Raw genomic sequence first — 15,321 nt, forward strand, 5'->3', positions numbered from 1 at the left:
GACCGCTCAACCGAGCTCGATCGGCGGGAACCCGGCGTCGTCGAGCGTGCCGACGGGTGCAGCGACGGCGGCGTAGCGGCTGCGGACGGCGAGCGCCGAGGCATCCGGATTCTCGTAGAGGTACCCCGTGACGACGCGGTACTCGGCGAGGCGACCGTCGGGCACCCGGCTCTCGCGGATCGGTTCGCCGCCGAGGAGTGCTGCGGCCAGTGCCGTCCAGTAGACGCCGATGCCGCGGAACGAGCGCGCGGGGCGTTGCGGCTCCGCGTCGGTGAGCAGGATGTCGTTGTCGGTGCTCGCGCACGCGACCGCGAGCCGGCGACCGAGTTCGGAGAATTCGGCGAAGCCCTCGGCGAGGGCGTCGTACTGCAGCCACCCGGCCGCCCGCACGACGCTGCGGAGTTCGCGACCCGAGCCGGTGACCGCGCCGAACGGCACGTCGAGCGCCGCGGTGATGATCTGGTCGAGCGAGCGGGCATCGCCGTCGTACTGGATGAACCGGCCGATGTACCCGCGCTCGCCGCCGCCGTCGCCCGCGGCCGGTGTGCGTGCCTCCTCGACCTGGCGGCGGATGAGGTCGAGGTTGTCGTCGGCCTGCTCGAGGAGCGCCGCCGAGATGGCGAAGAGCCGGTCGACCTCGCGCGGCAGCTGGCGGGCGGACTTGTAGCGGAAGTCGTGCTCGAGCTCGGACCACGTGTCGGAGAGCGCCGTGCGCAGCTGCACCTCGAGCTGGGTGCCCGCGGCCGGGTCGGCGTCGGCGTCGGCCGCCTCGCCCACGTCGGGGAGCAGCCCCACGAACTGCACCGAGCGGTAGCCGAAGGCGTCGAGCGGCAGGAGCGCCGACTTGTCGACCCAGGAGTCGTCGTCGACGACGAGCGCCTCGCGCACGACCTGCTCCATGGCGGGCAGGTCGCCCTCGAAGTTCGCGACGATCCGCACGCCGAGGATGTCGCGCACCTCGCGGTCGGGCGCCCTGCGGACCTTGCGTTCGAAGGATTCGCGCGACTTCACGCGCGCGGTGACGTGGAAGTACTTGAATCCCGCGGCGTCGAGGCGGCGTGCGAAGTCGGCCTCGATCTGCCCGCGCAGCTTGCGGTACCGCCGCAGCTCCCGGTCGTACCGGGCGAGCTCGGCGGCGACGAGCTGCTCGTCGTCTTCGCGCGCATCCATGGTCGGCAGGTTACCCGTCACCGCCCACCACGGTCGGGAGGGCGCGGGAATACTGAGTGTGCGCCGTGAGTTGAGTCAAGTACGCTCAAGTTTCGCCACCTCGACTTGACACGTCGAATCGGGGCTGCGAGGCTTGAGTCGTCAAGGCTCAAGTCTTGACGCATCTGACTTCGGTCGCGGGCCAGGAAGGCCGGACCGGTATCCGAATCCGCTCGGTTTCGAGATCGTGCGACTGCGTCGCGCGCTCCTCAACCAGCGTTCGGGAGAAGAGGAGAAACACATGTCACGTGCAGTAGGAATCGACCTCGGCACCACCAACTCGGTCGTCTCGGTGCTCGAGGGCGGCGAGCCCGTCGTCATCGCGAACGCCGAAGGCTTCCGCACCACCCCGTCGGTGGTGGCATTCACCAAGGACGGCGAGGTGCTCGTCGGCGAGACCGCGAAGCGCCAGGCCGTCACCAACGTCGACCGCACCATCGCCTCGGTCAAGCGCCACATGGGCACCGACTGGAAGACCGACGAGATCGACGGCAAGAAGTACACGCCGCAGGAGATCTCGGCGCGCATCCTCCAGAAGCTCAAGCGCGACGCCGAGCAGTACCTCGGCGACACCGTCACCGACGCCGTCATCACCGTGCCCGCGTACTTCAACGACGCCGAGCGCCAGGCCACGAAGGAAGCCGGCGAGATCGCGGGCCTCAACGTGCTCCGCATCATCAACGAGCCCACCGCCGCGGCCCTCGCCTACGGCCTCGACAAGGGCAAGGAGGACGAGCTCATCCTCGTCTTCGACCTCGGTGGCGGCACCTTCGACGTCTCGCTCCTCGAAGTGGGCAAGGACGACGACTTCTCGACCATCCAGGTCCGTGCGACCGCAGGCGACAACCGCCTCGGCGGCGACGACTGGGACCAGCGCATCGTCGACTGGCTCATCAAGAAGTTCAAGGACTCGACCGGCGTCGACGTCACGAACGACAAGATCGCGAAGCAGCGCCTGAAGGAGGCCGCAGAGCAGGCCAAGAAGGAGCTCTCGTCGAGCATGTCGACGAACATCCAGCTCCCGTACCTCTCGCTCACCGAGAACGGCCCGGCGAACCTCGACGAGAAGCTCACGCGCGCCGAGTTCGAGAACATGACGAGCGACCTGCTCGACCGCACGAAGAAGCCCTTCGAAGACGTGATCCGCGAGGCGGGCGTCAAGCTCTCCGACATCGCCCACGTCGTGCTCGTCGGCGGCTCGACCCGCATGCCCGCGGTGTCCGAGCTCGTCAAGAAGGAGACCGGCCAGGAGCCCAACAAGGGCGTCAACCCCGATGAGGTCGTCGCCGTCGGCGCGGCCCTCCAGGCGGGCGTCCTCAAGGGCGAGCGCAAGGACGTGCTGCTCATCGACGTCACCCCCCTCAGCCTCGGCATCGAGACCAAGGGCGGCATCATGACGAAGCTCATCGAGCGCAACACGGCCATCCCGACGAAGCGTTCGGAGACCTTCACGACCGCCGACGACAACCAGCCGTCGGTCGCGATCCAGGTGTTCCAGGGTGAGCGCGACTTCACGCGCGACAACAAGGCGCTCGGCACGTTCGAGCTGACCGGCATCGCGCCCGCGCCCCGTGGCATCCCGCAGATCGAGGTCACCTTCGACATCGACGCCAACGGCATCGTGCACGTGTCCGCGAAGGACAAGGGCACCGGCAAGGAGCAGTCGATGACGATCTCGGGCGGCTCGAGCCTCCCGAAGGACGACATCGACCGCATGGTGCGCGAGGCCGAGGAGCACGCCGCCGAAGACAAGAAGCGCCGCGAGTCGGCCGAGACCCGCAACTCCGCCGAGCAGCTCGCCTACTCGGTCGAGAAGCTGATCAAGGACAACGACGACAAGCTCCCCGCCGACGTCAAGAACGAGGTCCAGGGCGACGTCGACGCGCTGAAGACGGCGCTCGCCGGCGACGACGACGACGCGGTCAAGACCGCGTTCGAGAAGCTGTCGCAGTCGCAGACCAAGCTCGGCGAGGCGATCTACGCGCAGTCCCAGGCGGATGCCTCCGCCGCCGGCGAAGACGCCTCGGCGACCGGCCAGGCCTCCGACGACTCCTCCGACGAGGATGTCGTCGACGCCGAGGTCGTCGACGACGAGGACGAGAAGAAGTAATCATGACCGACGAGCAGAACCAGAACCACGAGGAGCCGGTGATCCGCGACAAGCGGCGCATCGACCCCGAGACCGGTGCGGTTCGGCAGCCGGCTGCCGAAGGGGCGCCCGAAGAGGGCGCCCCCGAGGCATCCGACTCGTTCGACGACGAGGCCGAGCTCACGGTCGACGACATCCTGAACGCGGCGAACGCCGAGGTCCAGGATCCGAGCGATGAGCACCTCGCGGACCTCAAGCGGGTCACCGCCGAGTACGCGAACTACCGCAAGCGCACCGAGGCGAACCGCGAGTTCGAGCGCGAGCGCGCGGTCGGCCAGGCCGTCGCCGTGCTGCTGCCGGTGCTCGACGACCTCGACCGGGCCGAGAAGCACGGCGACCTCGAGGGCGACAGCGCCTTCGCGACGATCGCCGCGAAGCTCCGCGGATCGGTCGAGAAGCTCGGGCTGGCCGCATTCGGCGAGGTCGGCGAACCGTTCGACCCGAACCGCCACGAGGCGATCTTCCAGCAGCCCAGTGACGAGGTCGAGGTCGACACGGTCGCCGACGTCGTCGAGACCGGGTACACGCTGGGCGGCGTGCAGCTGCGCGCCGCGAAGGTCGTCGTCAAGACGCCGGCGGCGTAACTCGCGATTCCGCCGGTCGGGTAGCGACCCAGGAGCGTATCGAGACCCGTCGACTGGTCTCGATACGCTTCGCTACTCGACCGGCGTCCCACATTCAGACAGACTCAGAGAGAGGAGGTGCCGATGGCCAGTCAGGACTGGTTCGACAAGGACTTCTACCAGGTGCTCGGCGTCTCCAAGGACGCGAGCGACGCGGAGATCAAGAAGGTCTACCGCAGGCTCGCACGCAAGTACCACCCAGACCAGAACCCCGGCGACGCTGCCGCCGAGACGAAGTTCAAGGAGATCAGCGAGGCGAACTCGGTGCTCTCCGACCCCGAGCAGCGCAAGGAGTACGACGCGGTCCGTGCGATGGGCGGCGGCGCCCGATTCACGGCGCCCGGCGCCGGCGGCGGCAACGGCGGCTTCGAAGACGTCTTCGGCGGCATGTTCGGCCAGGGCGGTGGGCGCAGCCAGTCGTACACCTTCCAGCAGGGCGGCGACTACGACGACCTGCTCGGCGGGCTCTTCGGCAGCGGCCGCTTCGGCCAGACGACCGGCGGGTACCGCGGCTCAGGCGGCCCGACACCCGGCCGCGACGTCACCGCGACGACGACCCTCGACTTCATCACCGCGACCAAGGGCGACCAGGTCACCCTGCAAACGGCCGAGGGCAAGCCGCTCACCGTCCGCATTCCCGCGGGCGTCTCCGACGGGCAGAAGATCCGCCTGCGCGGCAAGGGCCACCCGTCGCCCGACGGCGGCGCGCCGGGCGACCTCATCCTCACCGTCAACGTGCGCAAGCACCCGGTGTTCGAGCGCGACGGACTCAACCTTCGCGTCACGGTGCCCGTCACCTTCACCGAGGCCGCGCTCGGCGCGACGATCCAGGTGCCGACCCTCGGGGGCGACCCCGTGAAGCTCCGGGTCGCGCCCGGGACGCCGAGCGGTCGTGTACTGCGCGTGAAGGGCCGCGGCGTCGAGACCAAGAAGGGGACCGGCGACCTCCTCGCCGTCGTCCAGATCGCGGTGCCCTCGCACCTCTCGAAAGAGGCGAAGGAGGCGGCCGAGGCGCTCGCAGCGGCCCTCCCCGACGAGAACCCCCGCGACGAGCTGCTCGCCAAGGCGAAGGGCTAGACGATGGAGGTGCACGAGCGGAGCCCGCTGTTCGTGATCTCGGTCGCGGCCGAGCTCGCCGGCATGCACCCGCAGACGCTGCGTCAGTACGACCGGCTCGGGCTCGTCTCGCCCACCCGCACCGCGGGCAAGTCGCGGCGCTACTCGATGCACGACGTCGTCCAGCTGCGCGAGATCGCCCAGCTCTCGAGCGAGGGCGTGAGCCTCGAGGGCATCCGCCGGGTGCTCGGCCTCGAGGACGAGGTCGCGACGCTGCGCGCCCGCGTCCGCGAGCTCGAGGGCGCACTCGCCGACGAGATGCTCAACCGCCCGGGTCGCCGCGTGTTCGCGGCCGGCTCGGCGGGCGAGGTCATCAGCATGAAGGCCGGCACGCGGGTACGGCGCGAGAACGCCGTCGTCGTGTGGCGGCCGCTCGAACGCTGAGCGCGCCCGGACGCGCGATCGCTCAGCGGCCCCAGGCCGAGGGCGGCGCCTCGATGACCTCGTAGGGTCGCGAGCTCCAGTGGGTGCCGTAGCCGTAGTGGCTCGATGCCCAGGCCGAGGCCCAGATCGCCTGCGCCGTGGCGTCGGCCGAATCGCCGCGGGCGAGTGCCGCGTCGACCTCGGGGTATCGACCGGACTGCAGGTTCTCCGCCGCGTAGTACGCCGCCTCGACAAGGGTGGGGTAGCTGCCGAGACCCGAACCGCCGCCGGACCCCTGCCCGTTGTTCAGCGGGTTGTTGCGGTTGTACCAGTTGTCGGCGCCGTTCTCCTGACGCATCCAGCGCATCATGAACGTCACGTTCTCCTCCGTGAGCGGCCACTCGCCCTCCACGAGCACGAGCTTGGCCCAATCGACGTTCGTGCCGCCGCTGACGAGCGTCTTCTCGCCCGTCGTGGCGACGTACGACTCGTGCGAGACGGCCGGGGCCGCGACCTCCGTTCCGACGCGCACCTCCTGCACGTCGCCGCGCTGCGGCGAATGCGCTGCGGCGGTCGGCAGCATGCCGCCCGGCTGCGGCAGCGGTGCCAGTGCGAGGCCGGCGAGGAGGCCGAAGACCGAGAGCACCGCGGCTGCGGCGAGCGATCGCCGCCGCATGCGCGGTCGTGGCCCCGCCTCGCTCCGGGGACGCGTCACGTGCGTCGCGACCTTCCGCCGCGCCGCCCGCCGTCCCCCGGTTCGTGCGTCCTGCATGCGGCACCGAGGGTAGCAAACGCGTCCGGGAGCCGCACCCAGCGAACTCGATCGGCGATGCGGCCCGTGCGGAAGGGACTCAGCGGACGCCGGCGGAGGCGGTCACCTGGGCCGCAGCCGGACGGTTCGCGATGCGGCGACGCCGCAGCCACTTGTCGCCCTCGACGACCACCAGCAGGATCAGCGTCAGCCCGATGCACTGCAGCCACTGCCAGCCCGTCAGCGACACGGTGCCGAGCATCCGCTGGAACAGACCCAGCTCGGTCGACGCCACGATGAGCACGACCGGCCAGACCAGGATCTTCGCGACCGCGGCGATGGGCGGGAGCAGGCCCGACTCGGGCGTGCGGCGCATGAGCAGGGCGCTCAGCACGGTGGCGAGTCCGAGCACGACGTACGCCATGGTCATCGAGGCCGTCGGCTCGACCGGGCTCGGCTCGTCGGGCCCCCAGACGAGCGGCACGAGGGCGATGAGGAAGATGACCGCGCCGTAGACGAGCCACTCGACGAGCGAGACGCGGTTGACGACGCCGATCTTCGGATCGCGCGGCGGGTGGTTCATGATGCCGGGCGGGTTCGCGTCGGCGGCGATCGCGATCACCGCGAACAGCGCCACGAAGAAGTTGATGAACAGCACCTGCGCCGGGAACAGGGCGACGCCCTCGGCGATCGAGAACGCGCTCGCGGCGAGGAACAGCATGATCAGGCTGAGCAGCTGCGTCATCTGGAAGCGGAGGTACGCCGTGATCTTCGAGTAGACGATGCGACCGAGCTCGACCGCGTGCACGAGCGTGGCGAAGTTGTCGTCGGTGAGCACGAGCTTCGCCGCCTGCTTCGTCACCTCCGAGCCCGAGCCCATCGCGACGCCGATGTTCGCCTGCTTGATCGCCGCGGCATCGTTGACGGCATCGCCGGTCATGGCCACGATGGCGCCCTCCGACTGCAGGAGCCCGACGAGTCGGAGCTTGTCGTCGGGGGTGACCCGGCCGAACACGTGCAGGTCGGGAAGCCCCCGCAGGAGCTCCTCGTCGCTCATCCGCTTGAGGTCGGCGCCGCTCACGGCCCCCGTCCCGAGCCCGAGCTCGGCGCCGATGGCCCCTGCGGTGACGGCGTGGTCGCCCGTGATCATGCGCACGTCGATGCCGGCGCGGTGGGCGATGTCGACCGCGGCCTTCGCCTCCGGACGCAGCGGGTCGACGATCCCGACGATGCCGATGAGCACGAGCTCGGAGACCCACGACATCGGGTCGGCGGCGACCGATCCCTCCTCGCCGTCGTCGAGGAACCGGGCCGCGATCGCCAGCGTGCGAAGGCCGGTGGCCGACATGCGCTCGAGCTCGGCGGTCGCCGAGTCGGCGGCGAGGGGCTCCACGTCCCTCGACTCGCCGAGCATCGTCGTGCACCGACCGAGCACGACGTCGGGCGCGCCCTTCACGAGGAGCACGAGCCGCTGCTCGCCGCGCACCGGAACCCGCTGCAGGGTGGCCATGAACTTGTAGTCGGAGTCGAAGGGCACCTCCGCGAGGCGGGGGTAGTCCTTACGGGCTTGATCGGCGTCGATGCCGAGCCGCGCGCCGAGCACCACGAGTGCGGCCTCGGTCGGGTCGCCCACGACCTCGCCGTCCGCCGAGACGGTCGCGTCGTTCGGCAGGCTGACCGCGAGTCCGAGCGTCGGCGCGTCGAGCGGCTCGTCGGAGGTGCCCAGCACCTTCCCGTCGAACGAGTAGCCCTCCCCGGTGACGCGGTAGCTGTTGCCGCCGAACCAGGCCGTGCGCACCGTCATCTTGTTGAGGGTGAGCGTGCCCGTCTTGTCCGAGCAGATGGCGCTCGTCGCGCCGAGGGTCTCGACGTCGTTCAGCGACGCGACGATCGCGCGCTCCTTCGCGAGCTTCGATGCGCCCCAGGCGAGGAGGCTCTGCACGAACACGGGCAGGCCCGTCGGGATCGCGGAGATCGCCACGGCCGTGGCGAGGAACAGCAGCTCGTCGAGGCTCTGCCCGCGCACGAAGCCGATGATGACGATGACGAGCACGGCGCTCCAGGCGATGATGCCGAGCACCTTCGTCAGCCCGTCGAGCTCGAGCTGCAGCGGGGACTTCTTGTCGCCCACCTGGGTGAGCAGGGAGGCGATCCGGCCCATCTGCGTGCGCATGCCGGTCTCGACGACGGCGATGCGGGCGGTGCCGCGGGTGACCGAGGTGTTCTGGAACACCATCGACGTGCGGTCGGCGAGGGCCGTGTCGGCCGTGTTCTCGGCCGGCCCCTTCGGGATCGGCAGCGACTCGCCGGTGAGCGAGGACTCCTGCGTCTCGAGGTTCGCCGAGCGGAGGATCCGGCCGTCGGCGGGCACGAGGTCGCCCGACTCCAGCTCGACGATGTCTCCGGGGACGAGCCCGGTCGCCTCGATCTGGATCAGTGCCCCGTCGCGGATCACCCGCGCCTTCGGCGTCTGCAGCTTGGCGAGCGCGTCGACGCTGCGACGGGCCTTCACCTCCTGCTGCGTGCCCGTGATGACGTTGAAGAGCACCAGGATCGCCACGATGATCGCGGTCGTGACCTGCCCGATGAGGAGCGACACGATCGTCACCGCGATGAGCATCAGGGTCATGAGCTCGAGCACCTGGCTCAGCGCGATGCGCCACACGCTCGGCGGCGGGGCGCTCTGCAGGGCGTTCGGCCCGGCCTCGGCGAGTCGTCGTTCGGCCTCGGCCGCGGTGAGACCGCGCGACGCCTCGGTCTTCGCCTCCGCGACCACGTCGTCGGGGGCGAGGGCCCACCATTCGACGCCGTGGACGTCGTCGGTGCTGTGCTGAGCTTCGATGGTCATGGAAACCCCCAGAAGTCGTGTCGACAATCGACAGGCTAGCCGGGTGGATGCCGCGAGCGGGAGAGGGACGCGACATCGATTTCGCCGCGCCGTACGCTTGGGGCATGCCCTTCGACTTCGGCGCCCTGCGGCGCACCCCCGATGTCGAGGGTCCGGGGCTCGAGGCCTCGGATGCCGCGGACCGGCTGATCCTCGACGAAGCCGCCGCCCTCATCGACGCGACCGGTCCGGGGGAGCTCGTCGTCGTCGACGACTCCTACGGGGCGCTCGCGCTCGCCGCGGCCGATGCCGGGGCACGGGGCATCCGGGTGCACCAGGATCTCGTGACGGGCGAACGTGCGCTCGCCCTGAACGCGGCGAAACTCGGTCTTTCTGAGGCGGTCGCCCCCGTGCAGCTCTCGCCCGAGCTGTTCGCCGGCGCGCGCCTCGTCCTCATGCGCCTGCCCCGCTCGCTCGACCGGCTCGACGAGGTGGCCGAGCTCGTCGCCGCGCACGCGCACCCCGAGGTCGTCGTCGTCGCCGGGGGTCGCATCAAGCACATGTCGCTCGCGATGAACGAGGTGCTCCGCGGGCGGTTCGACCGCATCGACGTGTCCCATGCGCGGCAGAAGGCGCGCCTGCTCATCGCGCGCGGGCCCCGCGCGGCGAGCACCACGTCCACGACCGGTCTCGAATGGCCGCGCCGTGCGCACCACGGGGACCTGTCGCTCACGGTCGTCGCGCACGGCGGCGTCTTCGCGGGCACCGGTATCGACATCGGCACGCGGTTCCTGCTCGATCAGCTCGGTGCGGCGATGCCGGATGCCACGCGCGCCGTCGACCTCGCGTGCGGGACCGGCGTCGTGGCATCCGCCCTCGCCCTCGCCCGGCCGGACCTGCGGCTGACCGCCACCGACCGCTCGGCGTCCGCAGTCGCGTCGGCCCGGTCGACCGCCGCGGCGAACGGCGTCGCCGACCGCGTCGAGGTGACGCAGGCCGACGGCCTCGAGCTGCTCCCCGACGCGAGCGAGTGGCTCGTGGTGCTGAACCCGCCGTTCCACAGCGAGGCGGCGATCTCGACGGGCATCGCCGCGCACCTCTTCGCCGACGCCGCCCGCGTGCTCGCGCCGGGCGGCGAACTCTGGTGCGTGTGGAACTCCCACCTGCGCTACCGCCCGCTCCTCGAACGCACCGTCGGCCCGACCCGGCAGATCTCGCGGAACCCGAAGTTCACGGTGACGGCGTCGGTGCGCAGGCCGTCGGTCGAGTAGCGCGGAGCGCGTATCGAGACCCGGGCGGGGTCTCGAGACGCGTCGCGCTTCGCGCGGCGATCCTCGACGACCGGAACGGGTGCGGGGTGTGCGGACGGCCGTGCATCGTGTCAGGCTGGAGTGGTGACCGCGACACTCGAAGAGCTCGACCTCGACCTCGCCGCCCAGGGCGCCGCCGAGGTGCCGTGGCGCGCGATCGTGTGGGACGACCCGATCAATCTCATGAGCTACGTCAGCTACGTGTTCCGCAGCTACTTCGGGTTCCCGCGCGACGAGGCCGAGCGGCTCATGCTGCTCGTGCACAACGAGGGTCGCGCGGTCGTCGCCTCGGGCAACCGGGAGGCGATGGAGCGGCACGTGCAGGCCATGCACGGCTACGGCTTGCAGGCCACGGTCGCGAGGAGCGACGGGTGATCGTCGCGGGCCGCGGGGGCGGCGGCGACGGCGTTCGGCTCGTGCTCGAGACCGAGGAGGCGATGCTGCTGTCCGAGCTCGCCGACCAGGTCGACTCGGTGCTGCTGCTCGGCGAACCCGACGACCCGGCGCTCGGGCGACTGCTGCCGAGCGCCTACCCCGACGATGCGGCCGCCTCGGCCGAGTTCGGCCGGTACACGCGCGAGAGCCTCGTCGACGGCAAGCGGCAGGCGGCCCAGCGCGTGCGCGACGCGACGGCGACGCGCGGCGACCGCGGGGTGGTCGAGATCGAGCTCGACCAGTCGGAGGCATGGGGGTGGCTCACCTTCCTCACCGATCTCCGGCTCATCCTCGCCGAGCGCGTCGGGGTCGACGAGCTCGACGACGACGAGTCCGACGTCGACGCCGAGACGCGCGACGACTATCTGCGTGCGGCGTACGAGTGGGCGGGTTTCGTGCAGGGCTCGATGCTCGAGGTGCTCGACCCGACCGACGGGTGAGTCTCGCCCCTCAGGATGGGGCCCGCCCCTAGAGTGGTGCCCGACAGAGAGATCGGAGCGCCAACGTGACTCAGACCCGGACCGAGGACCAATCTCCCGCACCCGCGGAGCAGCACACCACGACGGTCGGCGCGACGCTGCGGCATCCTTCAGCGAACGTCGAATCGCTCGAATCAGCGGCGCTGCTCGTCGGCGGGGCGTTCTTCATTCTCGGCGGCCTCGTCGCCGCCATCGCCTTCTGGGGGCGCGACCTGCCCATCTCCGGCCCCGGGTCGATCGGCGAGTTCGTCTCGATCGCCTCTGCGGTGACGGCCGTGATCGCCTTCGTCCTCGGGCGCGTGCTCGCCCGCCGCACCGAGAACGCGGCGCTGCGGCGCGAGATCGGCCAGGGTCTCTCCGTGCCGGGCGCGCAGCTGCACTGGTTCGACGTCGCCGCGCTCGCCATCGCGCACGCGGTCATCGCTCTCCTCAGCTGGGTGGCGCTGTCGACGGTGCTCGAGCAGAGCTTCCGCGACGCCGTCGTGTTCACCCTGCCCGCGATCGCGCTCGCGGGCGTCGCGATCGCGCTCACCGGCTACATCGCCTTCCTCTCGTCGGCGCGCATGACCCCGATGCTGCTCTCGCTCGTGCTCGCGGTCTTCCTCGTCGTCGGCGCCCTCACGAGCATGCTGTCGGCGAGCGACCCGCACTGGTGGAAGGAGAACCTCTCGGCACTCGGCATGACGAACGACATCTCGGCGATGGCGTTCAACGTCACGCTCATCGTCGCCGGCGCGATCGTCACGATCGTCGCCCGCTACGCCACCGCAACTCTGCCCGTCGGCACCCCGCCGGATCGTCGCGGCCGCGACATCGTGCGGGTGGGCCTCGTGCTCATCGGCATCTTCCTCGCCTGCGTCGGCATCTTCCCGGTCGACGAGTTCTTCGCCGTGCACAACACCGTTGCGACCGGTATGGCCGTCTGCTTCGCGGTGATCGTGATCGGACTGCCCTGGTTCATCCGCAGCGTGCCGAAGGTGTTCGTCGGCCTCGGCTACCTCTACGTCGTGGTGATCATCGTGGTCGCGATCTTCTTCGCGACCGGCTACTACAACCTCACCGCGGTCGAGCTCGTCGCCGCGTGCCTTATCTTCAGCTGGATCATCGTGTTCCTCCGCACGGCCGGCGCCTCGGGGACGGCCGAGGCGGACGCCGCGGCGCCCCACGCCGACTAGGCGTCGCGAGCCGCCGAGCGGCGCGACGACGACGAAGGGGCCGGATGCCACTGGCATCCGGCCCCTTCGGCTGTGCGATCAGCGCATCACGCGCTGTGCGAGAGGGCCTTCGCCTTGAGCGCCTCGTACTCGCCGGCGGTGATCGTGCCGGAGTCGAGGAGCGCCTTCGCCTTGGCGATCTCGTCGGACGGGCTCGACGCAGCGCCGGCCGTCTGGCGGATGTACGCCTCGGTCGCCGCCTGCGCCGCCTTGGCGTCGCGAGCCGAACGCTCGGCCATGCCGTTGCCGCGGGCGATCAGGTAGACCAGCGCGGTGATGAACGGCACGAAGATCAGGAAGATGATCCACACCGCCTTCCACCAGCCGTTCAGCTTCTGGTCGCGGAACAGGTCGCCGATGATCGCGAACAGGGCGAAGAGGTAGGCGATGAACGCGAACGCCCAGAGGAACCACCAGATCAGGTCCCAGAAACTCTCCCAGAAACTCATGAAGTGCCTTTCTTGATACTCAGGGGCACCGACGGTCGGCGATGCCCGGACGCCCTGCTTGCGGAGGGGTTGCGCTGAGTGCCTCTCACGTCGATCCCCCCGGATCGTGACGGTCCTGAGCATGACATTAGCGTTACCGGGGGGCTGAACGTACGGAATCTTCTCCGTGACGTTTCGTGGCGCAGCTGGTTCTTGCCGCGCGGGTCGCGTGCAGTGGCGCCCCGGCGCGATAGCCTCGCGACGGGAGGTGTGCGTGGGGGAAGTGTGGGCGTCGCTCGAGCTGAACGGCTGGAGCATCGCGGGCATCGTGGCGACGCTGCTCGTGACCTGGCTGCTGGCATCGATCGCGCGCAAGGGCGTGCGTGCGGCGCTGCAGCGCGTCCCGAACCTCGGCGTCGGGGTGCGGCGGCTCGCCGACCGCATCGTCGTCTACGGCATCTGGCTGCTCGGCATCGGCATCTCGCTGACCTTCCTCGGGGCCTCGGTGCAGCCGGTGCTCGCGATCGCGCTCATCGTCGGCGTCGTGCTCGTGCTCGTGCTGCGCGGCATCGCCGACAACTTCGCCGCGAGCGTCGTGCTGCAGACCCGGCACCCGGTCGCGATCGGTGACGAGATCGAGAGCGGCGGCTTCGTGGGCACCGTGACCGAGCTCAACGGCCGCGCCGTCGTGATCCTCACCGTCGACGGGCGCATCGTGCACGTGCCGAACACGCAGGTGCTCGGCGAGCCGCTCGTCAACAACTCGGCGCACGGAGCCCGACGCAGCGAGGTCGAGGTGCGCGTCGAGGTCGGCGGGGCCACCGTCGACGGTGCCGACGAGGTCCGGGCGCTCGTCGTCGAGGCCATGAACGGCGCCGAGGGCGTGCACCGTCGCGAGACGGTGCAACTCCGTCCGATCACGCTCGCCGCCGACCGCGCGGTCTACCGGGTGCGGTTCTGGCACCACCCCCTGCACGGAATCGCCGTGACCGATGCGGTCGTCGACGCGGTCTCGTCCGCGCTCGCCGCCCGTGGGATCACGGCCGTCGTCACGAGCGACCTGCCGTCCGCACCGCTGACCCCGTCGCTGGAAATCTGAGGAAGGAACCAGGATGCCTCTGACCGCCGACGGGCCCACCGTGAAGCAGCTCATCGTCCTCTCGATCCCCGCCGTCGCAGTCGGAGCAGGCTCCGCGCTCGTGCTGTGGCTGCTCGACATCGGGTCGGCGTGGCTGCAGGACCAGCTCTGGACGACCCTGCCCGGCCTCGTCGGTGCGACCGGCTCGACGCCGTGGTGGATCATCCTCACGATGACGGTCATCGGCGCCGCCGTCGGTCTCGTGGTCTGGCTCATGCCCGGCCACGCAGGCAACGACTCGGCCGTCGGGGGGCTCGAGGGCCCGCCGCCGCCGCTGGTCGCGCTGCCCAGCCTCCTCATCGCGGTCGTGCTCGGCCTCGCCGGCGGTGTGAGCCTCGGTCCCGAGAACCCCATCATGGCGATCAACGGCGCGCTCACGGTCGCCCTCTTCGCCCGCATGTCGAAGGCGGTGCCGCCGAACCTCGCCGTGCTGCTCGCGGCCTCGGGCACGCTCGGCGCGCTCTTCGGCACCCCGGTGGGCGCCGCCCTGGCGTTCACCGGCACGCTCGCCGCGATCAAGGGCGGCGGCTCCCTCTGGGACCGCATGTTCCTGCCGCTCGCCTCCGCGGGTGCCGGCGCGATCACGATGCACCTGCTCGGAGCGCCCACGATCTCGTTCTCCGTCGAGCCGATGACCGAGGTCGGCGGGATCGACCTCCTCACCGGTGCGCTCGTCGCCGCGGTCGCGGCCCTCGCCGCGATCGCGATCGCGTGGGCGTTCCCCTACGTGCACCGCGCGTTCCACTCGATGAAGAACCCGCTCGTCTTCACCACGCTCGGCGGACTGGTGCTCGGCATCCTCGGCGCGATCGGCGGGCCGATCACGATGTTCAAGGGCCTGGAGGAGACGGGCGAACTCCTCGCCGCCCCCGACGAGTACACCGCGCTGCAGCTCGCGGCGTTCGCCGGGATCAAGCTCATCGCCCTGCTCGTCGCCGCGAGCGCCGGGTTCCGAGGCGGACGCATCTTCCCGATGGTGTTCATCGGCGTCGCCATCGGTCTCGTCGGGCACGCCGTGATCCCCGGCATGCCGATCTCGCTGGCGGTCGCCTGCGGTGTGCTCGGCACCGTGCTCGTCTCCACGCGCGACGGCTGGATCGCCCTCTTCGTCGCCGCGATCGTCGTCGGCGACCCCCTCGTGCTGCCCGTCATGTGCGTCGTGATCCTGCCGATCTGGCTGATGGTGACGCGAGCCCCGGCGCTCGAGATCGCCGCACCCGAACCCGCCGGGCCCGCCGCGCCCGCCTCCCCGTCCGAACCGGCGCGGTCGTGACGCCGG

14 protein-coding genes are annotated in these 15,321 nt (G+C 70.5%); 10 read left to right on the plus strand and 4 right to left on the minus strand.

Annotated features, from left to right (window positions below; all coding sequences use genetic code 11):
• Window positions 1–6: 6 nt before the first annotated feature.
• Complete coding sequence (locus ACFVTX_RS10825) at window positions 7–1,170, minus strand: GTP pyrophosphokinase family protein (RefSeq protein WP_386899896.1); 1,164 nt, start codon at window positions 1,168–1,170, stop codon at window positions 7–9.
• 280 nt (window positions 1,171–1,450) lie between these two features.
• Here ACFVTX_RS10825 and dnaK point away from each other — a divergent pair, with 280 nt between their 5' ends.
• The 4 genes from dnaK (at window position 1,451) to ACFVTX_RS10845 (ending at window position 5,481) form a co-directional block, all read left to right on the plus strand.
• Window positions 1,451–3,319, plus strand: a complete 1,869-nt coding sequence (gene dnaK / locus ACFVTX_RS10830; protein ID WP_386899898.1) for a molecular chaperone DnaK — start codon at window positions 1,451–1,453, stop codon at window positions 3,317–3,319.
• A gap of 2 nt (window positions 3,320–3,321) precedes the next feature.
• Window positions 3,322–3,942: a nucleotide exchange factor GrpE gene (locus ACFVTX_RS10835; RefSeq protein WP_386899900.1), complete on the plus strand. Its 621-nt coding sequence runs from the start codon at window positions 3,322–3,324 to the stop codon at window positions 3,940–3,942.
• Between the two features lie 123 nt (window positions 3,943–4,065).
• The gene (locus ACFVTX_RS10840; protein ID WP_386899902.1) at window positions 4,066–5,058 is read left to right on the plus strand and encodes a DnaJ C-terminal domain-containing protein; all 993 of its coding nucleotides are present in this window, start codon (window positions 4,066–4,068) and stop codon (window positions 5,056–5,058) included.
• Between the two features lie 3 nt (window positions 5,059–5,061).
• Window positions 5,062–5,481 (plus strand): heat shock protein transcriptional repressor HspR, encoded by a 420-nt coding sequence (locus tag ACFVTX_RS10845; RefSeq protein ID WP_386899904.1) that lies wholly within the window; start codon window positions 5,062–5,064, stop codon window positions 5,479–5,481.
• Window positions 5,482–5,503: 22 nt separating this feature from the next.
• Here the strand turns inward: ACFVTX_RS10845 and ACFVTX_RS10850 are convergent, their stop codons facing one another.
• The gene (locus tag ACFVTX_RS10850; RefSeq protein ID WP_386899906.1) at window positions 5,504–6,232 is read right to left on the minus strand and encodes a hypothetical protein; all 729 of its coding nucleotides are present in this window, start codon (window positions 6,230–6,232) and stop codon (window positions 5,504–5,506) included.
• A 79-nt stretch (window positions 6,233–6,311) separates the two neighbouring features.
• Window positions 6,312–9,059, minus strand: a complete 2,748-nt coding sequence (locus tag ACFVTX_RS10855; RefSeq protein ID WP_386899908.1) for a cation-translocating P-type ATPase — start codon at window positions 9,057–9,059, stop codon at window positions 6,312–6,314.
• Between the two features lie 104 nt (window positions 9,060–9,163).
• Here ACFVTX_RS10855 and ACFVTX_RS10860 point away from each other — a divergent pair, with 104 nt between their 5' ends.
• From ACFVTX_RS10860 to ACFVTX_RS10875, 4 genes are all read left to right on the plus strand, one after another.
• Complete coding sequence (locus ACFVTX_RS10860) at window positions 9,164–10,309, plus strand: class I SAM-dependent methyltransferase (protein ID WP_386899910.1); 1,146 nt, start codon at window positions 9,164–9,166, stop codon at window positions 10,307–10,309.
• 123 nt (window positions 10,310–10,432) lie between these two features.
• Entirely contained in the window at window positions 10,433–10,723 is a 291-nt protein-coding gene (gene clpS / locus ACFVTX_RS10865; RefSeq protein ID WP_386899912.1) for an ATP-dependent Clp protease adapter ClpS, read from the plus strand.
• Window positions 10,720–11,223 carry a DUF2017 family protein gene (locus ACFVTX_RS10870; protein ID WP_386899914.1) on the plus strand — a complete coding sequence of 168 codons (504 nt, stop codon included), beginning with the start codon at window positions 10,720–10,722 and terminating at the stop codon, window positions 11,221–11,223. Before clpS ends, ACFVTX_RS10870 begins: the two co-directional genes overlap by 4 nt.
• A 65-nt stretch (window positions 11,224–11,288) precedes the next feature.
• Window positions 11,289–12,437, plus strand: coding sequence for a DUF998 domain-containing protein (locus tag ACFVTX_RS10875; RefSeq protein ID WP_386899916.1), 1,149 nt, complete (start codon window positions 11,289–11,291; stop codon window positions 12,435–12,437).
• An 86-nt stretch (window positions 12,438–12,523) separates the two neighbouring features.
• On the opposite strand, the gene ACFVTX_RS10880 is transcribed toward ACFVTX_RS10875, so the two are convergent.
• Window positions 12,524–12,925, minus strand: a complete 402-nt coding sequence (locus tag ACFVTX_RS10880; RefSeq protein ID WP_386899918.1) for an SHOCT domain-containing protein — start codon at window positions 12,923–12,925, stop codon at window positions 12,524–12,526.
• Between the two features lie 253 nt (window positions 12,926–13,178).
• Here ACFVTX_RS10880 and ACFVTX_RS10885 point away from each other — a divergent pair, with 253 nt between their 5' ends.
• Window positions 13,179–14,003, plus strand: a complete 825-nt coding sequence (locus tag ACFVTX_RS10885) for a mechanosensitive ion channel family protein (RefSeq protein WP_386899920.1) — start codon at window positions 13,179–13,181, stop codon at window positions 14,001–14,003.
• A 13-nt stretch (window positions 14,004–14,016) separates the two neighbouring features.
• Complete coding sequence (locus ACFVTX_RS10890) at window positions 14,017–15,315, plus strand: ion channel protein (protein ID WP_386899922.1); 1,299 nt, start codon at window positions 14,017–14,019, stop codon at window positions 15,313–15,315.
• Window positions 15,316–15,321 lie beyond the last annotated feature (6 nt).

This window comes from Agromyces sp. NPDC058136, from assembly GCF_042884375.1.
Taxonomy (GTDB): domain Bacteria; phylum Actinomycetota; class Actinomycetes; order Actinomycetales; family Microbacteriaceae; genus Agromyces.